General features: G+C 63.2%; 21 protein-coding genes. 6 read left to right on the plus strand and 15 right to left on the minus strand.

Translation table 11 applies throughout. From position 1 onward, the window contains the following. From SINAR_RS0128675 to SINAR_RS0128700, 6 genes are all read right to left on the minus strand, one after another. Nucleotides 1–1,281 (minus strand): imelysin family protein, encoded by a 1,281-nt coding sequence (locus SINAR_RS0128675; RefSeq protein WP_028002278.1) that lies wholly within the window; start codon nucleotides 1,279–1,281, stop codon nucleotides 1–3. A 155-nt stretch (nucleotides 1,282–1,436) separates the two neighbouring features. Beyond that, nucleotides 1,437–2,726: an RsmB/NOP family class I SAM-dependent RNA methyltransferase gene (locus tag SINAR_RS0128680; protein ID WP_028002279.1), complete on the minus strand. Its 1,290-nt coding sequence runs from the start codon at nucleotides 2,724–2,726 to the stop codon at nucleotides 1,437–1,439. 131 nt (nucleotides 2,727–2,857) lie between these two features. Further along, nucleotides 2,858–3,232, minus strand: coding sequence for a septal ring lytic transglycosylase RlpA family protein (locus SINAR_RS0128685; protein WP_028002280.1), 375 nt, complete (start codon nucleotides 3,230–3,232; stop codon nucleotides 2,858–2,860). Between the two features lie 460 nt (nucleotides 3,233–3,692). Beyond that, the gene (locus SINAR_RS0128690) at nucleotides 3,693–4,568 is read right to left on the minus strand and encodes an SDR family oxidoreductase (protein WP_028002281.1); all 876 of its coding nucleotides are present in this window, start codon (nucleotides 4,566–4,568) and stop codon (nucleotides 3,693–3,695) included. Further along, on the minus strand, nucleotides 4,565–5,728 hold the full coding sequence (gene queG / locus SINAR_RS0128695) for a tRNA epoxyqueuosine(34) reductase QueG (RefSeq protein WP_028002282.1): 1,164 nt from the start codon (nucleotides 5,726–5,728) through the stop codon (nucleotides 4,565–4,567). Before queG ends, SINAR_RS0128690 begins: the two co-directional genes overlap by 4 nt. Before the next feature lie 10 nt (nucleotides 5,729–5,738). Then, complete coding sequence (locus SINAR_RS0128700; protein WP_028002283.1) at nucleotides 5,739–6,431, minus strand: glutathione S-transferase family protein; 693 nt, start codon at nucleotides 6,429–6,431, stop codon at nucleotides 5,739–5,741. Nucleotides 6,432–6,587: 156 nt separating this feature from the next. Here SINAR_RS0128700 and SINAR_RS0128705 point away from each other — a divergent pair, with 156 nt between their 5' ends. Beyond that, complete coding sequence (locus SINAR_RS0128705; RefSeq protein ID WP_028002284.1) at nucleotides 6,588–7,394, plus strand: undecaprenyl-diphosphate phosphatase; 807 nt, start codon at nucleotides 6,588–6,590, stop codon at nucleotides 7,392–7,394. Nucleotides 7,395–7,504: 110 nt separating this feature from the next. On the opposite strand, the gene SINAR_RS1000000135880 is transcribed toward SINAR_RS0128705, so the two are convergent. From SINAR_RS1000000135880 to dnaN, 7 genes are all read right to left on the minus strand, one after another. After that, a complete protein-coding gene (locus SINAR_RS1000000135880; protein ID WP_028002285.1) occupies nucleotides 7,505–7,666 on the minus strand; it encodes a hypothetical protein in 162 nt (53 codons plus the stop codon). 245 nt (nucleotides 7,667–7,911) lie between these two features. Further along, nucleotides 7,912–8,892, minus strand: a complete 981-nt coding sequence (locus SINAR_RS0128715) for a complex I NDUFA9 subunit family protein (RefSeq protein WP_028002286.1) — start codon at nucleotides 8,890–8,892, stop codon at nucleotides 7,912–7,914. A 119-nt stretch (nucleotides 8,893–9,011) separates the two neighbouring features. Further along, on the minus strand, nucleotides 9,012–9,299 hold the full coding sequence (locus SINAR_RS0128720; RefSeq protein WP_028002287.1) for a DUF1330 domain-containing protein: 288 nt from the start codon (nucleotides 9,297–9,299) through the stop codon (nucleotides 9,012–9,014). Between the two features lie 103 nt (nucleotides 9,300–9,402). Next, the gene (gene pyrF, locus SINAR_RS0128725) at nucleotides 9,403–10,107 is read right to left on the minus strand and encodes an orotidine-5'-phosphate decarboxylase (protein WP_028002288.1); all 705 of its coding nucleotides are present in this window, start codon (nucleotides 10,105–10,107) and stop codon (nucleotides 9,403–9,405) included. A gap of 7 nt (nucleotides 10,108–10,114) precedes the next feature. Next, entirely contained in the window at nucleotides 10,115–10,696 is a 582-nt protein-coding gene (locus SINAR_RS0128730; protein WP_028002289.1) for a histidine phosphatase family protein, read from the minus strand. A 13-nt stretch (nucleotides 10,697–10,709) separates the two neighbouring features. Further along, entirely contained in the window at nucleotides 10,710–11,312 is a 603-nt protein-coding gene (gene pmtA / locus SINAR_RS0128735) for a phospholipid N-methyltransferase PmtA (protein ID WP_028002290.1), read from the minus strand. 202 nt (nucleotides 11,313–11,514) lie between these two features. Continuing rightward, entirely contained in the window at nucleotides 11,515–12,633 is a 1,119-nt protein-coding gene (gene dnaN / locus SINAR_RS0128740) for a DNA polymerase III subunit beta (RefSeq protein WP_028002291.1), read from the minus strand. A gap of 101 nt (nucleotides 12,634–12,734) precedes the next feature. On the opposite strand from dnaN, the gene rsmI reads away from it, so the two are divergent. From rsmI to SINAR_RS0128765, 5 genes are all read left to right on the plus strand, one after another. Next, nucleotides 12,735–13,841, plus strand: coding sequence for a 16S rRNA (cytidine(1402)-2'-O)-methyltransferase (gene rsmI, locus SINAR_RS0128745; protein WP_234710645.1), 1,107 nt, complete (start codon nucleotides 12,735–12,737; stop codon nucleotides 13,839–13,841). Continuing rightward, nucleotides 13,831–14,199, plus strand: a complete 369-nt coding sequence (locus SINAR_RS0128750; protein ID WP_028002293.1) for a YraN family protein — start codon at nucleotides 13,831–13,833, stop codon at nucleotides 14,197–14,199. The genes rsmI and SINAR_RS0128750 overlap by 11 nt, the downstream gene beginning before the upstream one ends. 191 nt (nucleotides 14,200–14,390) lie before the next feature. Beyond that, complete coding sequence (gene gshB / locus SINAR_RS0128755; protein ID WP_028002294.1) at nucleotides 14,391–15,338, plus strand: glutathione synthase; 948 nt, start codon at nucleotides 14,391–14,393, stop codon at nucleotides 15,336–15,338. Nucleotides 15,339–15,518: 180 nt separating this feature from the next. Continuing rightward, nucleotides 15,519–17,051 carry a YifB family Mg chelatase-like AAA ATPase gene (locus tag SINAR_RS0128760; protein WP_028002295.1) on the plus strand — a complete coding sequence of 511 codons (1,533 nt, stop codon included), beginning with the start codon at nucleotides 15,519–15,521 and terminating at the stop codon, nucleotides 17,049–17,051. A gap of 26 nt (nucleotides 17,052–17,077) precedes the next feature. Continuing rightward, nucleotides 17,078–17,437, plus strand: coding sequence for an SH3 domain-containing protein (locus SINAR_RS0128765; protein WP_234710646.1), 360 nt, complete (start codon nucleotides 17,078–17,080; stop codon nucleotides 17,435–17,437). A gap of 320 nt (nucleotides 17,438–17,757) precedes the next feature. On the opposite strand, the gene cysK is transcribed toward SINAR_RS0128765, so the two are convergent. Together cysK and SINAR_RS0128775 are read right to left on the minus strand one after the other, a co-directional pair. Then, entirely contained in the window at nucleotides 17,758–18,726 is a 969-nt protein-coding gene (gene cysK, locus SINAR_RS0128770) for a cysteine synthase A (RefSeq protein ID WP_028002297.1), read from the minus strand. 140 nt (nucleotides 18,727–18,866) lie between these two features. After that, a complete protein-coding gene (locus tag SINAR_RS0128775) occupies nucleotides 18,867–19,484 on the minus strand; it encodes a LysE family translocator (RefSeq protein ID WP_028002298.1) in 618 nt (205 codons plus the stop codon). Nucleotides 19,485–19,517 lie beyond the last annotated feature (33 nt).

Raw genomic sequence — 19,517 nt, forward strand, 5'->3', positions numbered from 1 at the left:
TTATTGGAAGACGGCGCCAGGATTGTCCAGGCTGTCGGAACCTTCAAGTTCCACCGTGCCGAGGTCGAGCGCGGCGATGACGCGCTCGATGGTCTTCGCCTGGGCGATCAGCCCGTCGATCGCCGCCTGAACCGTCGCGTTGCCCTCCGCGTTGCCCTCGCCGATCATCTGGTCGTAGGCTTCGACCGTTTCTGCGCGCTTGGCCATCGCCTGCATCTTCTCGACCGTCGTGGCGAGACCATCCTTCATTTCCTTGTCGAGGGCTGCGTCCTTTGCCGCGACGAGCTCGGAGAGCGAAGGGCCGGTGAGCTTGCTGCCGTCGACGCGGGTATATTCGCCGCTATAGGCCGACTGGATGCCGATCGCGTCGTGCAGATGCGAGTTGTGGGTATTGTCGGAGAAGCAGTCGTGCTCCTCTTCCGGATCGTGCAGAAGCAGGCCCAGCTTCATGCGCTCCCCCGCGAGTTCGCCGTAGGAGAGGGAGCCCATGCCGGTGAGGATCGCCACGAGACCGGCCTTCGGATCCGCCTCGACCGCCTTGGTCGCAGCGCCGTCCGGCGTCCAGTTCGCGACCATCTCCTTGAGGTCGGAGACGAGCAGGCTCGTCGCGGCCTTGAGATAGGCGGCGCGGCGGTCGCAATTGCCGTTGGTGCAGGCCTTGGTGTCGAAGTCCGTGTAGGGCCGATTGCCGGCGCCCGGGCCCGTTCCGTTCAGATCCTGTCCCCACAGCAGGAATTCGATCGCGTGGTAGCCGGTCGCGACATTCGCCTCGATACCGCCTGCCTCCTGCAGCGTGCCGGAAAGGAGCTCCGGCGTGATGTCGGTGGCATCGACATCCTGCCCGTCGACCTTGATCATCTTGTTGGCGATCACATTGGCGGTGAAGAGCGCGTTCTCATCGCTCTCGCTGCCGTAGCTTGCGTCGACATAGTCGATGAGGCCCTCGTCCAGCGGCCAGGCATTCACCTTGCCTTCCCATTCGTCGACGATCGCGTTGCCGAAGCGATAGACTTCCGTTTCCTGATAGGGGTTGCGTGCCTTGAGCCAAGCCTCCCGCGCGGCCTTCAAGGTCTCCTCGCGCGGGCTTGCGATCAGCGCATCCACGGCCTTTTCCAGCGCTTCTGCCGTGGCCAGCGCATCTTCGTATTTGGCATGCGCAATGGCTGCGTAATGCTTGACGACCGCGGCTGCGTCGGTTGCCGCATTCGCCGGCTGCAACGCCAGCGCCGATGTCGCCGTCATGAGCGCCAGCGCGGCGGCTCGGATGAAATTCTTGGACATGACCCTCTCCTTTGCTCATCGATAGAGCGTGCAGCTCCAACCCCGTGAAAAGCGCAGGAGTCATGGACCAAAAGCAAACTGGTGTCAAAGTGTATAGTTTAGAACGGTTTGAAGGCGCAGCCCGCCGTGCATGGTGGCGCGCGCCGGGGGGTGGCCTAATCCTTCCTGCCCATGAGGCAGAAGAAGAATCCGTCGGTTCCGGTCGATGCCGGCGTCAGCGTGACGGTCTTCATGTCGGCGGACCAGGGCTGCGGCTTGTCGGTGCCGAAGAGCGCGGCCCAGTTGTCGGCGGCCGAGAGGACCTCGAATTCCGGATTGTCCTCGCAGAAGCCGTAGACCTGTGCCTCGTTCTCCTCCGGAAGGACCGAGCAGGTGACGTAGATCAGATGCCCGCCGGGGCGCACGAATTGAGCGGCGCCGGCGAGCGCCTCCTCCTGCTGGGCCAACCGCTCCTCGAGGTTTTTCTGCGTCAGGCGCCATTTCGTGTCGGGGCGGCGCCGCCAGGTTCCGGTCCCGGTACAGGGCGCATCGACGAGTACGCGGTCGACCCGGCCGATGAGGGGCGTGAGCGACCCGGCCGACTCGTGCACCTGAACATTGCGGGTGCCGGCGCGCTTCAGCCGCTCTACGATCGGCGCCAGCCGCTTTCGGTCGGCGTCGTAAGCGTGAACCTGGCCCTTGTTGTTCATCGCCGCCGACATGGCCAGCGTCTTGCCGCCGCCGCCGGCGCAGTAGTCGAGCACCTGTTCGCCCTCGCCGGGAAAGACGAGGTCTGCGACGATCTGCGAGCCCTCGTCCTGAACCTCGAACCAGCCCTTCTGGAACGAGACTTCCGCCGTCACGTTCGGCAGGCGCGACGCGCCCTCGCCGGCGGGAATGCGCACGCCGTGCCGGGCAATCGCCGCCGGCTCGGCGCCGCTGCGGTCCAGCGCTTTCAGTACTTTCTCACGCGTCGCCTTCAGCGTATTGACGCGCAGGTCGAGCGTCGGCCGGCCGGCAAGCGCTTTCGCTTCGGCCAGCCAGTCGTCGGAGAAATTCTCTTCGAAGGAGGCCTGCGTCCATTCCGGAATATCGGCCTGCACATGCAGGGGTGCCTCTTCGAGCCGCCGCTGGGCGAAGGCCTGCATCATCGCCTCCGAGGGCGCTTCGGGCGCGAACTTGTCGTCGGCAAGTTCGGCCGACAGTGCGTCGACGTCAAAGCCCCATTGCCGGTACATGACCGCGTGCGCAAGGGCTACCGCGCTGTCGCTGTCCATGAGATAGGCGTGGGAGAGTTTCATCCGCAAGGCGTCATAGACGATATTGCCGATAGCGGCGCGATCGCCGGAGCCGGCGAAGCGATGGGACAGGCCCCAATCCTTGAGCGCGTCGGCGACCGGTCGCTTGCGCTTCTCGATATCGTCAAGAACCTCAATGGCTCCCAAGAGCCTTCCGCCCAATCGCATCTTCGATGAACTCCTTTTTCGCCGTGGTAACGGCGATGACATCGAAGAGCAAGACGGTGGCCGCATTATGTAAGGGCGACCGGCCCTTGCAGCCTGGTTCGCCCGGCGGTATCGGGCGAAGCCGTGCATCGTCAGGAGTTGACGACCGTGTAACAGATGCTGGCGGTGCCGGAGCGGACCATGCCGATCTTCGAGGCGGCGGCCTTGGAGAGATCGATCACCCGGCCGCGAATGAACGGACCGCGATCGTTGATCCGGACGACGACGGACTTGCCGTTGCGCTTGTTGGTCACCTGGACCTTCGTGCCGAATTTCAGGCTGCGATGCGCGGCCGTCAGGTGCGCGGCATTCATTCTTTCGCCGGAGGCGGTTTTGGACGAAAGCGCGTACCAGGACGCCCCGCCGCAACCGGCGCCTGCTGCCTGACTGTCGGATGCCGAGACCAAGCCCATCCCAACGGTGAATAGCGCTGCCGCGGCAGCAGTCTTGATTTTCGCTGGCTTCAAGCGATGCCCCCTTCGGTTTGAAGATTTTGTCGTTCCCTTTGTTGATCGAGCTAATTGAGGGAAAAAATGGCGAAAACGTGCTTCAACCGTTAGGTTTTCATTAGGAATGATTGAGGAACGGTTAAATTTAAAAATAAAAGATGGGTTTGATTATTTCGAAACTCTGCGTGAAATTCTTTGGAATCAGCAACTAAGCGCTCCTGACGGCCGCCGGAGTCGCGCAGCAGCCGCTCTCTGGAAAAAAATCATTAAAAATTTCGCGTCGCATGGAAATCCTCGAATCTCCACCGTCGAATTGTCGTGACTATCGCCATGGTTGTGGAAAATGGCGAAGTATAGACGGAATAAAGACAGCATAGTCGTGTCAAGGCGATTCGCTGCGAATCAATACTTTCGGCACCGCGATGGACTTGCTTGGAAACGCGAACGATATTCTGGCCGCATTCATCGAATCGGGCGCTTACTGTCGGTTCCAGGCGCCGGACGTCCACAGCTGTGCAAGCGAAACGCGATAGTTCGGAAAGGCCAGATCAAAGCCCATCTGACGCAGCCGCGCGTTGGAGACACGTTTGTTTTCGCCGTAGAAGGAGCGCGCCATCGGGGACATTTCGGCGGTTTCGAAGGGGATCTCAGGCGGCGGTTCGACGCCCATGAGCCGGGCCGCTTCCAGCACGACATCCTGCGGCGGCGCGGGTTCGTCATCGGTCACGTTGAAGACGCCGCCCGTGCCGCGTTCTGCGAGGAAGGCGCTCACCGCCCCGATATCTTCAACCCGGATGCGGTTGAAGACCTGGTTCGGCTTGATGACGCGGCGCGCTGTCCCTTCGGAGAGATTGCGGAATGCATTTCGGCCCGGGCCGTAGATCCCGGCAAGCCGCAGCACCGCCACGGGAACGTCGCACTGCGCACCATGCCGCAGCCAGGCGTTTTCCGCTTCCACACGCTCCAGCGAGCGCTGCGAGACCGGGTTGAGCGGCGTATCCTCCGTGACCCAGGCGCCGCCATGATCGCCATAGACGCCGACCGTGGAAAGATAGCCCACCCACTCGAGTCGCGGCAGGAGTTCGGCAAGCGGCGGCGTGGTGGCACGGAACATCGGGTCGCCTTCGCGGCCAGGCGCGATCGACTGAACGAGATGGGTAGTGTCCCTCATCGCATCCTTGAGCTCTTCCGATATATCCGCGCCGTCGAAGAGGATCGGGCGGATACCGGCAGCCTCGAGACGGCCGAGCTTTTCTGCCGACCGGGTAGTGCCGGTCACGGAATTCGCCAAGGGAGCGAGCGCCTTGGCAATCGCTGTGCCGGAATAGCCGGCACCAAGGATCAGGACATTCATCGGCTCACTCCCGCCATTTTCCATTCCGAAAGAACCTCGTTGTCGGTTTCAGGTCCGCATTGCAGGGCAAACGCCGCCAGATCGGCGGGTGAAATCAGCCGCGAAAGCGCCCAGACCGCCATCCCTCTGACGGTTGGCGACGCATCGGCCGCCAGCGTCTTGCAGATCGGTATCAGGCTCTTCTCGCGGGAATTGCCAGCGGCGATCAAGGCATTCCGGACGAAACGATCGCGCCCTATGCGTTTTACCGGCGATCCAGAAAAGAATGCGCGGAACCCCGTGTCGTCGAGGGTCAACAGGAACGAGAGTTCGGGTTCCTTGAGGTCGTCCCGCGCCTGGAGTTTCAATTCCGATGCCGAGCGCGCGAACTTGTTCCAGGGACAGGCGGCGAGACAATCGTCGCAGCCATAGATGCGGTTGCCGATCAGCGGCCGCAACTCGGTTTCGATTGGCCCTTTGTGCTCGATCGTGAGATAGGAGATGCAGCGTCGCGCGTCGATCCGGTAGGGTGCCGGAAAGGCATTGGTCGGACAGACGTCGAGACAGGACCGGCAGGAACCGCAGTGATCGCGTTCGGGTTCGTCCAGTTTCAGTTCGGCGGTCGTGAAGAGGCTGCCGAGAAACAGCCAGGAGCCGAATTCGCGGCTGACCAGATTGGTATGCTTGCCCTGCCAGCCGATACCGGCCTTTTCCGCAAGCGGCTTCTCCATGACCGGGGCGGTGTCGACGAAGACCTTCACGTCCTCGCCCGCACGGGCGGCAAAGCGTGTTGCGATCTCTTTCAGCCGGCCTTTGACCACGTCGTGATAGTCGCGATTGCGGGCATAGACGGAAATTGCACCGCGGTCGCGCCTGGCGAGGATGTCGCGAGGGTCGTCCTCGGGAGCGTAGTTCATGCCGAAAAGGGCGATCGAGCGCACTTCGCCCCACAGGACGCGCGGAGCGGCACGGCGCTCGGCAGTCTCCGCAAGCCAGTCCATGGTGCCGTGAGCGCCGGCAGCCAGGAATTGCTTCAGCCGCTCCGGCGCGTGTGGGATGGCATCCGGGTGCGTGATGCGACAGATATCGAAACCCTTGGCCGCGGCTTCCTCTTTCAGAAAGACGGTGAGGGTCTGCCGCTTCCTGCCCTGGTTCTCCGCTTTTCCAGCGTCGCCGGGCATGTTTGCGTCCTTAAAAATCGAGGTCCGCATAATGGGAGACCGGGGTCACGCCGCGGACCCGCTCGGCGAGCAGCGGCCGAAAGGATGGGCGCGACTTCAGCCGCTGGTACCATTCCTTGGCAGTTGGTGCATCGGACCAGTCGATCTCTCCCAGATAGTCGAGCACGGAGACCGCCGCGGCGGCGGCGAGGTCCGCATAGGAGATGCGGTCGCCGGCGAGCCAGGGGCGTGATCCGGCGAGCCAGGAGAGATACTTCATGTGCTGGCGGATATTGCTGCGCGAGGTGCGGAGAATTTTCGAATCCGGCGCGCCGCCGCCCTGGTCCGGGGTCATCTGCAGCTTGAAGATGCGCTCGCGCACGAGCGGGCGCGTGACGTCGGCTTCCATCTTCTGCAGGAACCATTCGGTAAGCCGGCGGATTTCGGCGCGCTGAAACGGGTCCTCCGCAAGAAGACGGCGGTCGCGCTTCATGATGCCGCTGGTCTCGTCGAGATATTCGGAAATGATCGTAGCGCCGCAGAGCGCGCGCATGCTGTCATCGACATAGACCGGGAGCGTGCCGGCCGGGTTCAGGGTCAGGAAGTCGCGCCGGTTCTCCCATGGCTGCTCTTCGCTCAATTCCGTCTGATAGCCATATTCTGAGAGAATAAGGCGTACGAACCGCGAAGCTGGTGACATGGGGTGATGATACAGTGTCGGCATCGATGATCAGATTGCAGCTGTTTTCGGGGATATCGGCGTCGCGGCATATGCGTCTGGCCACGGCTCGTTACAACGAGCTATAGGTAGTTGCGGTGGCAAACACAAGAGAATCGACTTTCTCCTCCCACATCCATTTATATCAGGAATGACTTATCCATGGCGGATCAATCGATCATAAGTGCGCTCGTTCTCGGGCTCATCGAAGGGCTGACGGAGTTCATCCCGGTGTCGTCGACGGCGCATGTGCTGCTCGCCGGACACTTTCTCGGGTTCAAATCGCCCGGAAATACGTTTGCCGTTCTGATCCAGCTCGGCGCCATAATGGCGATCCTGCTCGTCTACTTCCAGAAGCTGCTGACGATCGCGCTCGCGCTTCCGACGAGCGTCAAGGCCCGCCGCTTCGTCTTCGCGGTCCTCATCGCCTTCCTGCCCGCGGCGCTTATCGGAGCTGTCGCGCATGGATTCATCAAGTCGGTGCTTTTCGAAACGCCGATGCTCATCTGCGTCGTACTGATCGCCGGCGGCGTCATCCTGTATGCGATCGACCGGCTCCCTTTGACGCCGCGTTATACGGACGTGTTCGACTATCCGCCGTCGCTCGCCCTGAAGATCGGTCTCTTCCAGTGCCTCGCGATGATTCCGGGGACATCGCGTTCGGGCGCGACCATTGCCGGAGCTCTGCTGATGGGAACCGACAAGCGCTCCGCCGCGGAGTTCTCTTTCTTCCTGGCCATGCCGACAATGGTCGGAGCCTTCGCGCTCGATCTCTATAAGAACCGGGACGCGCTCTCCTTCGACGACGTCGGACTGATCGCCGTTGGTTTCCTTGCCGCCTTCGTCGCCGGAATTTTCGTGGTGCGCTCGCTGCTCGATTTCGTGTCACATCGCGGCTTCACGCCCTTTGCGATCTGGCGCATTCTCGTCGGCACCGCCGGGCTGGCCGGCCTGTGGCTGCTCGGATAGGGCAGTCCGGAAACATAAAGCCGGATGCGTCTCTTTCGAAACGCACCCGGCTCCTGGCCCCCGCCAAAAACTAAAATGTCTGCCTCGCAGCCGAGGCGGAACTATCCGGCTTACTCGCCGGAAAACCCGATCGACGCCGTCGTGCACGGATTGACGCCATAGGCCGGCGTGCAGCCCTTGTTGCTGCTTGCCACGGTGCCGGGTGCCATGAACGAGCCAGCCAGAATGATCAGTGCCGCAGACGCAAAAAAGATTGCGATCGACTTGCCCATGGGACGCTATGCCTTTCGAGTATGATTTCTGCACCGGAAGCGCTCGCAAGCGTTGGGTGCGAGCGGTCTTTATTCTGCGAACATGTCATGATCAATATCGGAGCCTGCTGAATCCGCGGTAAACGGCATTCCGAATTTTAACTGCGGCAGAAATGCAACGCTGTTGCCGAAGGGGCACAATGGGGCGGCAACAAAAAGCCGCCGGCGATACCGGCGGCGTGGCTGATCGGCAGTGACGCGACGGATCAGGCCGCGCGGCCGCCGCGCGTATATTGCCCATGCGGGCGATAGCGCACGAGATAGGTCGGCAGGATCGAATCGAGCAGTGTCGGCTCGATGCCGATGCCCGTAAGCGTCCGCCCCTCCGCTTCGGCCTCTGCCGAGACGACATTGTCTGATTTAAGCAACACCACCTGATCGGCCGTGAGCGGTGGCGTAATGAACGGCACCAGCGAGGCGACGCTGCCCATCAGCGACGCGATGCCGAAGGGGACGGACACGAAGGAGCGCTTGCGGTCGATCGTCTTCAGCATGGCCTCGAGACATTCGCGGAACGAGAGAACCTGCGGCCCGCCGAGTTCGTAGATCGTACCGGCCTTGAGCTTTCCGTCGACGGAGCGCGCCACGGCCTCGGCCACATCGGTGACATAGACCGGCTGGAATCTTGTACGGCCGCCGCCTATCAGCGGCAGGACGGGCGAGAAGCGGGCCATCTCGGCGAACTTGTTGAAGAAGCCGTCCTCGGGGCCGAAAATGATCGACGGGCGGAGGATGACCGCTGTCGGCAGCGTTTCGAGGATTGCAGCCTCGGCGCGCCCCTTTGTCCGGGCATAGCTCGATTCGGACTTGGCGTCGGCGCCGATCGCCGAGATATGGGTAAGCGTGGCGCCGGTCGCCCGAGCCGCCTCGGCGACCGCCCGTGCGCCGAAATCCTGGACCGCGTCGAAGGTATTGCGACCGCTTTCGAAGAGCACGCCCACGCAATTGATGACATGGTCGGCACCATCGACCGCGCGATCGACCGAGTTGCGGTAGCGCAGATTGGCCTGGACGAATGAGATCTGACCGACATTGCCGAGCGGCTGCAGGTGGCCGGCGAGATCCGGGCGGCGGACCGCGACGCGAATGCGGTAGCCCCGTTTCGCAAGCGCGCGCACCACATGACGGCCGACAAATCCGGATCCGCCGAAAATCGTCACCAGCGGCGGAAGGTTGGACAAGGTCATGAGAAACGCACTCCTGATGTCAATGGTGGAATTGCCTGCTACATAGCCCAAGCGGCGACCGAGGTGAAGGCCAATCCGCGTGCTTCGGAGGCCTCTCTCAATGCTTCGCCCGCCTCGCGTCAAACACCTTCGACGACCACCATCTCGGCATCGGCGACCTCCTGACGGATGGCCGCTGCCAACTGGTATTCCGGCGAATTGTAGCAGTCGACCGCCGCTTGCAGCGAGGGAAATTCAATGACGACGTTGCGGGCGCGAACGGCACCTTCGAGTCGATGGAACTGCCCGCCCCGGGCGAGGAAGGTCGCGCCGTATTTCTTGAAGGCCGGCGTCGCCGCCGCCACATAGTCCTTGTAGCGCTCGGGGTCCCTTATATCGACCCGAGCGATCCAGTATCCCTTGGCCATTTTGAGCTCCTCGTCTTTCGCGAAATACAGACGGGATGGTTACTTCCGGCAATTTGCGCCCAAGGTCAAGCTTGCCTGACGCCGCTGAACGGACATGGGGCGATCAGCTGGAGAGCGCGCTCTCCATTTCGGCCAGAATCGCGCGGCTTGCCGCGAGCGGTTCGGGCGCGGCAACAATGGGTCGTCCGACCACCAGATGGCTCGAGCCGGAGCGAAGCGCGTCGGCCGGCGTCATCACCCGCTTCTGATCGCCCTTGTCCGCGCCGGCGGGGCGGATGCCGGGCGTCACCAGCGCCATGCCGCCGCCGATGATCTTGCGCACGGCGGCGGCCTCCTCCGCCGAGCAGACGACGCCCCCCATGCCGGCGGCGCGGGCCTGTTCGGCGCGACGCAAAACCAGGCTATGCGGATCATATTCATAACCGGCGTCGATGATGTCCTGTTCGTCCATCGATGTAAGCACGGTCACGCCGAGCAGACAGAGGTCCGAGCCCCTTGCCGCCTCGACGGCCGATTTCATCGCCTTCGGATAGGCGTGCAGGGTCAGCATCGACACACCCATCTTGACGATGTTCTCCACGCCCTTGGCGACCGTGTTGTCGATGTCGAGCAGCTTCATGTCGAGGAAGACCTGCTTGCCGCTCGCGACGAGGTCGCGCGCGAAGTCGAGGCCACCGGCGAAGGCGAGTTGATAGCCGATTTTGTAGAAAACGACTTCGTCGCCGAGCGACGAGACGATTTTTTCGGCCTCGGCCACCGTTGGAAGATCAAGGCCGACGATCAGCCGGTCGCGTGCACTTGTGCTCATATCGAGATCACCCCTGCCAGAACTCCATCGGCGTCCAGTCGCATGTGACGGCGCGATCCGCAAGACGAAAGGCGAAGAGATTGCCTCCGCCGGGCAGCTGATCGGCGCTGCGGGCGATCGCGGTGCCGGTCATCCGGCATTTGAGCAACGTGCCGACGCCTCCATGGCCGATGAAGGCGATGGGCATGACCGGATCGTGCCGGTCGAGGATATGGAAGACGGCTCTGGAGATTCGCGCCTGGGCATCCACGGCACGCTCCCAGCCCTTGAAGCTCAGCTCGGGGCGGGCAAAGAACTGATCGGCAGCCTTCTCGAATTCGTCCGGCGGCAGGAACCCGGTCGAAGAACGGTCGTTCTCGCCCATCTCCTCGTCGGTCTCGACCGGAATGCCGGTGACCTCGGCCAGTATCCGCGCCGTTTCGATCGCCTTCTTCTCGCCGCTGGCGACGATGCGTCCGAGCGAGCGGACCCATGGCCGTTTCGCCGTGGCGCGCATGCGCTCTGTGCCGAGTTCGGAGAGACCCCATTGCGGAACGGAGACGGCGGGATCGATCCTGACCTGCGGATGGGTGAGGTAGATGCCGAACACTGGATTTAAACGGTCAGTGCGTTTTGCGGTAGATCCACAGCTGCGCCGGCGGAATGTTGCGCACCACGAAGTCGAAATGCTGGATGCGGTAGCGGTCCGGCATGGCAACGACCGGCGACATCGGACCGTAGGAGATCTGAACGACCGGACGGCCAAAGGGGATGCGCGAGAGCAGGTCTTCGAGCAGCTCGACCCGGCGGTGCATCGGGAAGTTCAGCAAAGGCACGGCGGAAATGACGCTGTCGAACTGCTGATCCTTGAAGGTTCCAAGCGTCCGGGAAAGATCGAAGGCGTCGCCATTGATGAAATGAACGCCATCGAAATGCGCCTTGAGCTGATTGTAGAAATCGGTCGAGTACTCGATCGAGACCAGCTTTTCAGGCTCGATGCCGCGCTCGAGGATCGCCTTCGTGATCACCCCGGTGCCGGGGCCGAGCTCGAGGACCGGAAGGCCGGATTCCGGATCGACGATGCTTGCCATGCGGCGTGCCGTGATGGCGGATGTCGGAAGGATCGCGCCGACGGCGCGGGTGTTGCTCATCCAGCCCTTGAAGAAGCGGATTTCTTCGTCGAATTTCCGACCGAATTTTTCCTTCACCCTCAAGCGCAAGCTCATCGAATCCCCTCGCAGTGTGATTTGCAGTTGCGCTCTTATCGTGATTCGCGTTGCTGCGGGAGCGCTTAATCATAATGTGCTTCCATCTGCGGCAAAAACAAGTCCGACTGCGTCTAAAAGCGACAGATCATGAACGATGCGCGACGGGCACATATGAAAAAACCCGCCGGATGGCGGGCTTTATCGCAGTCTGCGGAATGCGTTACACGCGCATCGGCATCAAGACGTAGAGCGCGTCATCCGCGGCGAGGTCGCGCACCAGCGTCGGCGAACCGGGATCGGCAAGCAGGAATACGGCCTCGCTGCCGGTCAGCTGCGCGGTGATGTCGAGAAGGTATTTCGCGTTGAATCCGATCTCGAGCGGGTCGCTTTCGTAGCCGACCGGCACTTCTTCGGTCGCGCTGCCGGAATCCGGGTTGTTAACGGTCAGCGTCATCTGGCCATCGGCAAGCGCAAGCTTCACGGCGCGACCGCGTTCGGACGAGATCGTGGAGACACGGTCGACGGCCTGCGAGAAGGACTGGCAATCGACGCGCAGCTCCTTGTCGTTGCTGGCGGGGATCACGCGCTGATAGTCGGGGAAGGTTCCGTCGATCAGCTTCGACGTCATGACGATCGAGCCGATCGTCAGCCGGATCTTCGCGTCGGAGACCTCGACCGTCACCACCACGTCCGGATTGTCGAGTAGTTTCTGCAATTCGCTGACGGTCTTGCGCGGAATAATGATGCCGGGCATGCCCTCGGAGCCGGACGGCGCTTCGACATCGGCGCGGGCCAGCCGGTGGCCGTCGGTCGCGACGGCGCGCAGCTTCAGTTCGCCGTTGCTCTCGACCGTGTGGACGAAGATGCCGTTCAAATAATAGCGCGTCTCCTCCGTCGAGATCGCGAACTGCGTGCGGTCGATCAGCATCTTCAGATCGGTCGCCTTCAGGCGGAACGAATGCGAGAACGTACCGGCGGTCAGATCGGGAAAATCCGACTGGGGCAGGCATTGCAGCGAAAATTTGGAGCGGCCGGAGGCCACCGTCATCGCCGTGACTTCCGCATTGGTGGCCAGCAGCACTTCCGAACCATCAGGCAGCTTGCGCACGATGTCGTAGAGGAGGTGCGCCGGAACGGTCGTGGCACCAGCCTGTTCCACCTGCGCCGGCGTGGCCTCGGTGATCTCCAGGTCGAGATCGGTCGCCTTCATTTCGAGGCTTGCGCCGTCGGAGCGCAAGAGCACGTTCGAAAGGATCGGGATCGTGTTTCGCCGTTCGACCACACGGTGGACATGGTTCAGCGATTTCAAAAGGTTGGACCGCTCGAGAGTAATACGCATGGATGCTACCGCTTTCAACCATTGCCGGGGCGGGCGAGGGGTCCGCCGCGGCGTCAACTGCGTGCCCCGGCCGGTCGGCCGGAAGGATGTGGACGGGCAAAATGGCAGAAAGAGAGCCGCAAAAGCAAGGGGTTTCGCGGCCTCTTCCCCAAATCCGGGGTCGCTGCCGCGGCCCACCCTTGCCCCGAGCTTCGCGCTCACTCATAAAGGGCTCGAACCGGCTTGACCGGAATGATCGGTCGGGAACGATCGGGCCAGGAGTGATTGGGAACGCGGCGTTGCAAAAGCAGCAATCGACGGATGCGTCTGAAAAGGAACGACGGCGCGGTTTTCGCCTGCACGATACGAATATTCCTGCGCGTCCGCTGGAGCCGTGCCTTTATCTCGTGGCAACGCCGATCGGCAATCTCGGCGACATCACGCTGAGAGCCCTCGAGACGATTGCCGGAGCCGATGTGCTCGCCTGCGAGGACACGAGGGTGACGCGGGTGCTGCTCGATCGCTACGGGATCGTCAGTCGGCCGACCGCCTATCACGAGCACAATGCCGCCGAAGCGGGGCCGCGACTGCTTGCAGCGCTCGGCGACGGAAAGTCGGTGGCACTGGTCTCCGATGCCGGCACGCCGCTCGTCTCCGATCCGGGCTACCGACTCGCGCAGCAGGCGGTCGAGGCGGGGGACCGGGTCGTGCCCGTGCCGGGGCCTTCGGCGCCGCTTGCGGCTCTTGTCGGCTCCGGCCTTCCGAGCGATGCCTTTCTTTTTGCGGGTTTCCTGCCGGTGAAGGACAAGGCGAAGCGCGACCGGCTCGCGGAATTCGCCGCCGTTCCCGCCACTCTCGTCTTCTTCGAGTCGCCGCATCGTATCGCCGCGACCGTCACCGCTGCAGCCGAGGTCCTCGGCGCAGACAGGCGGGCGGCCGTCTGCCGCGAATTGACCAAGGCCTTCGAGGAGTTCCGCCGCGGCACGCTCGGCGAACTCAAGGCCTTCTACGGCGAAGGCGCGAACGTCAAAGGCGAGATCGTCCTGGTGATCGGTCCGCCGGAAGCGAAGCCTGCGCCGGAGGAAGCGGACGTCGATGCACTGCTGAAGGCGCTGGCAAGGGACATGCCGATGGGCAAGGCCGCGACCGAGGCCGCACGCCGCACCGGGCTCGGCCGCAAGCATCTTTACGACCGGCTCCTTCGGCTCAAGGGCGGCGATGAAAGCTGAGCGGCCGGACGCCCGCAAGCTGAAGGCTCTGAGGCGGGGGCATCTTGCCGAATACCGCGCCGCGCTCTGCCTGATGCTGAAGGGCTATCGTATCGTCACCATGCGCTATCGCACCACGCTCGGCGAGATCGACATCATCGCCCGGCGCGGCGACCTGATCGCCTGCGTCGAGGTGAAGGCCCGGTCGAGCCCGGACGAGGCGGTCTTCGCCGTCACCGACACGGCGCAGCGGCGCATCCGGGCGGCAAGCGATATCTGGCTTTCGCGCCAGGGCGACTTCCACCGCCTGTCGGTACGCTACGACATTGTTGCCGTCATGCCCTGGCGCTGGCCGCGGCACCTGCCGGACGCCTTTTGATCAGCGGGAGCGGCAGGAGCCTTCTTGCCTAACGAGGGTGCGCATTCTACATCTTGCGGGCTTTTTCTGCGGTGCCGACCCGTTTCGACAACGAGGGCACAGCATCGCGTTGAATGCCGTATAATTCGATCTCTGGCCGGCGCCGGTCGAAGGAACTATGCGGATCGAGGATCCAGATCGGGAACGGGAAGATGGCAGGAATCGTCAATGTCGGGGTCCAGATGGACCATGTGTCGGGTATATCAATCGCGGGCGATTCGACCTTCGCGATGAGCCTGGAGGCGCAGGCCCGCGGCTACCGCCTGTTCCACTACACCCCGGACAGGCTGTCGCTCCGGGACGGCAAGGTCTTTGCAACCGCGCAGCAGATGCAGTTGCGCGATCTCAAGGGCGACCACTTCACCCTCGGGGAAGACGAGCGGATCGATCTTTCGGCCATGGACGTGATCCTGCTTCGCCAGGATCCGCCCTTCGACATGGCCTATATCACCTCGACGCATCTGCTCGAGCGCCTCCACCCGAAGACGCTGGTCGTCAACGATCCGGCCTGGGTCAGGAACTCGCCCGAGAAGATCTTCGTCACCGAGTTTCCGGATCTGATGCCGAAGACGCTGATCACCCGCGATGTGGACGAGATTGCCCGCTTCCGCCAGGAAATGGGCGACATCATACTGAAGCCGCTTTACGGCAATGGCGGCGCCGGCGTGTTCCACTCCGCACGCGACGACCGAAATTTCTCGTCGCTCCTGGAAATGTTCGCCCAGATGTTCCGCGAGCCCTACATCGCCCAGGAATATCTGCCGGAGGTCCGCAAGGGCGACAAACGCATCCTGCTCGTCGACGGCGAGCCGGTCGGCGCGATCAACCGGGTTCCGGCCGAGCACGATTCGCGCTCCAACATGCATGTGGGCGGGCGCGCGGAGGCAACCGAACTGACGGCGCGCGAGCGGGAGATCTGCACCCGCATCGGTCCGGCGCTCAAGGAGCGCGGTTTCCTTTTCGTCGGCATCGACGTGATCGGCGACTATCTGACCGAGATCAACGTGACTTCGCCGACCGGCATCCGCGAGGTCAAGAAGTTCGGTGGCGCCGATGTCGCAAGCCTTCTCTGGGACGCGATCGAGAAGAAGCGCGCCTGACTTCAAGGCGCGCGGCCACCTCGTCCATTTGTTCTGTTATTGTTCTTGTATTTAAGCGTATTCCGTGCAAGATTTGTCGTTGCAACCGGATGCGGTTGTGACGGCGTGTGTGGGCAGCCGTGCTGAAGCGGTTGCGGAGGGCGATGACCTTCCGCGCTCCGCTCGAACAGAGGGGGCATTATGGTCGCGCGCGTCAGCACCGTTTCGTTTCAGGGCATCGAAGGCGTTCCGGTCGACGTCCAGGTGATGGTCGCGCCCGGCAAGGTCGGGATGCAGATCGTCGGACTGCCGGACAAGGCGGTCGCCGAAAGCCGCGAGCGCGTCCAGGCGGCGCTTCATGCATCGGGGCTGGCGTTGCCCGCGAAGCGGGTAACGGTCAATCTGGCGCCCGCCGACCTGCCGAAGGAAGGAAGCCATTTCGATCTCGCCATCGCGCTCGGCCTGATGGCGGCGCTCGGCGCGATTCCGGCTGACGCGCTGTCCGGCTATGTCGTCATCGGCGAGCTCAATCTCGACGGCACGATCGCAGCCGTCGCCGGCGCGCTTCCGGCGGCGATCGGCGCCAACGCGCTCGGCAAGGGGCTGATCTGCCCGGCGGAAAGCGGGCCCGAGGCCGCCTGGGCCGGATCGGAGATCGATATTCTCGCCCCGCGCAGCCTGATCGCGATCGCCAATCATTTCCGCGGCACCCAGGTGCTCTCCCGCCCCGAGCCGGCGGTCCGGGCGGCCGCCGAGGGCCTTCCCGATCTTGCCGACATCAAGGGCCAGGAGAGCGCCAAGCGGGCGCTGGAGGTCGCGGCGGCGGGCAACCATAATCTGCTGATGGTCGGCCCGCCCGGTTCCGGCAAGTCGATGCTTGCGGCGCGGCTCCCGTCCATCCTGCCGCTGCTTTCGCCCGCCGAACTGCTCGAAGTCTCGATGATCCATTCGATCGCCGGGCAATTGCCGGGCGGCAAGCTGTCGGACCGCCGGCCCTTCCGCGCGCCGCACCATTCCGCCACCATGGCGGCGCTGATCGGCGGCGGCTTCCGCGCAAAGCCGGGAGAGGCGTCGCTCGCCCATAACGGCGTGCTCTTTCTCGACGAGTTTCCTGAGTTCTCGCCTCAGGTGCTCGATGCGTTGCGTCAGCCGCTTGAAACGGCCACGTGCATCATTGCGCGTGCCAATCATCGGGTCACCTATCCGGCTGCGATCCAGCTCGTCGCCGCTATGAATCCCTGCCGCTGCGGCATGGCAGGCGAGCCGGGCCGTAGCTGCGCCCGCGGACCGCGCTGCATGGCCGATTACCAGGCGCGGATCTCCGGGCCGTTGATGGACCGTATCGATATCCGCGTCGACGTTCCGGCCGTCAGCGCCGCCGACTTGATCCGCCCCGGCACCTCCGAGCCGAGCGCCGCCGTCGCCCGCCGCGTCGCCCGGGCCCGCGAATTGCAGAGGGAACGCTTCGCCGCCCTCGGCCATTCGGAACTCACGAATAATGCCCGCTCTTCGACGGCGATGATCGAAAAGATCGCCGAGCCGGATGCCGCCGGTCTGCAGCTGCTGAGAGATGCGGCGGAAAAGTTGAAGTTCTCTGCACGCGGCTACCACCGGGTCCTGAAAGTGGCCCGCACCCTTGCCGATCTCGATGAGGCGCCGACCGTCGGCCGCATCCATCTCGCCGAAGCGATTTCCTATCGGGTCGCGGGAGAGCGGCTGCCGGTCGCGGCGTGAGGGACCCGGCTCCGATGAGAAAAGTCGTGGTGAAAGATCATGTAGCAAGTTACCCCGATCCGATCGCAGTCAAAGCAGGCGACACCGTTTACCTGTCCGGAAAAGCCGACAACTGGGACGGGCATGAATGGCTTTGGGCGATAGGCCCCGACCGCAGGGAAGGCTGGGTTCCAGGCGGCATCGTGGGAGGCCGAGATGGAAACGGGACATATGCGATACGCGACTACTCGGCGGCAGAGCTTACCTGTCGAAAGGGAGAGGTCCTGCTGATTGTCGAGGAAACGCATGGCTGGGCCTGGTGCCGGTCAGCTGGTGGTAAACAGGGCTGGGTGCCTTTGTGCAAGCTTGTGTCGCCTGAGGAGGCGGGGCTGCCCGCCACGCTCTAGTGGGATATGGCCGCGCAGGGAGGCGGCCTTGCGGGTCTCCATTTTTCGCTTCCCGACAGAGGCCGGGAAGGAGCCAATGGTTTGATTTCAAACCGTTTCATTGAGGGCGTGCCCCTCATCCGGCTGCCGCCACCTTCTCCCCGTTTCACGCGTCACGACGGGGAGAAGGGACAAGCGGCGCCGGCTGAACCCCGCATTCACCGCCTGTTCGGCGAGCGAGCGGGCGCGGCATATCCCTTCTCCCCGCCTGCGGGGACAAGGTGGCCGGCAGGCCGGATGAGGGGCATGCGCGACTGCCGGCGCTTAGTCCCAGGCTAAGCCTAGCTCCCCAATCCCTCGAACAGCACAGTCGAAAGGTACCGTTCGGCAAAGGACGGTATGATCACGACGATATTCTTACCGGCGTTTTCCTCGCGCCGTCCCACCTCTATCGCCGCCTGGAGCGCCGCACCGGCGGAGATGCCGACCGGAACGCCCTCGAGTCTCGCGACGAGCCGTGCGGTTTCGACGGCCTCGCCGGCGTTTACGGTGACGACTTCGTCATAGACGCTCGTGTCGAGGATCGCCGGTGCGAAGCCCGCGCCGATGCCCTGGATCTTGTGCGGACCCGGGACGCCTCCGGAAAGAATGGGGGATTCTTCGGGCTCGACGGCGATCACCTTGACCGATGGCTTGCGGGCCTTCAGCACCTGGCCGGCACCGGTGATGGTGCCGCCGGTGCCGATGCCGGACACGAGGATGTCGACCGCGCCTTCCGTGTCGTTCCAGATCTCCTCGGCGGTCGTCGTGCGGTGGATTTCCGGATTGGCCGGATTTTCGAACTGCTGCGGAATGATCGCGTCGGGCAGCGTCTCGGTGAGTTCCTGGGCCTTGGCGATCGCGCCCTTCATGCCCTTGGCGCCTTCCGTCAGCACCAGTTCGGCACCGAGAAGCGTCAGCATCTTGCGGCGTTCGACGGACATCGTCTCGGGCATGGTGAGGATCAGCCTGTAACCCTTGGCGGCCGCGACGAAGGCGAGTGCGATGCCCGTATTGCCGGAAGTCGGCTCGACCAGCGTCGTGCTGCCGGGCGTGATCTTCCCTTGCGCCTCGAGCGATTCGATCATCGCGACGCCGATGCGGTCCTTGACGGAGCCGATCGGGTTGAAGAATTCGAGCTTGGCGAGCAGGTTCGCCTTTACGCCTTTTTCGCTCGCGAGCTTGTCCAGCCGCACGATCGGAGTGTCGCCGATCGTCTCGGTGATCGAGGAAAAGACGCGGCCGCGGCCGGGCTTGCGCGCTTCAGGCATATGGTTTCTCCCTTCGTTTTTTGAAATTGTCGCTGCGACAATAGGAGCTATGCGCGCTTCCTTCCAGAGCGGGAAAGCCTCGGATCGATGGTGCTGAAGGAAAAAACCGATGCGAAGCGGCCGGCAGGGAAATCTTTTTCTCAGGTCGCGCGGGTCGCAATATAGGCCGCGGTTCCGGCGAGAATGCCGGCCGCAGCCCGGTTCAGGACCTTCAATGCCTGCGGCTCTTTCAGGAGCGAACGGGCGCGGGCCGCAAGCAGCATATAGGGCAGCAGCACGGCAAGAAGCACGAGGAAAGTCGCCACAAGCAGCACGCTGTAGTCGCGGATCCCGATCGAGGCAAGGTCGATCAGCGTCGGAACCAGCGCCACATAGAAGAGCATCGTCTTCGGATTGCCGAGCGTGACCGTCAGGCCCGAGAGGAAGGAGAGCGCCGCACTCGTCGACTTCCGCGCCTCGATGTTCTGGGGCAGGAGTCCGGCCGTCCAGAGCTTCCAGGCGATATAGCCGAGATAGAGCGCGCCGGCGATCTTCACGACCAGAAACGCGGTCGTGAATGTCTGGGCGACGAAGGCGAGCCCAAGCACCACCGCCGTCAGATAGACCATGTCGCCGACGATGAGGCCGAGACCCATGAAGAAGGTCTCCCGAAAGCCCGACCCCAGGGCTCGGGCAACGAGCGCCGTCACGCCCGGGCCGGGAATGATCCCTGCGATAAAGAGAGCGCCGCTATAGGCGAGAAGAGCCGCAAGTGTCACGATCGTTCCTCCTGAATAGGTGCAGGTGTAGCG

The organism is Sinorhizobium arboris LMG 14919, assembly GCF_000427465.1.
Lineage (GTDB): Bacteria > Pseudomonadota > Alphaproteobacteria > Rhizobiales > Rhizobiaceae > Sinorhizobium > Sinorhizobium arboris.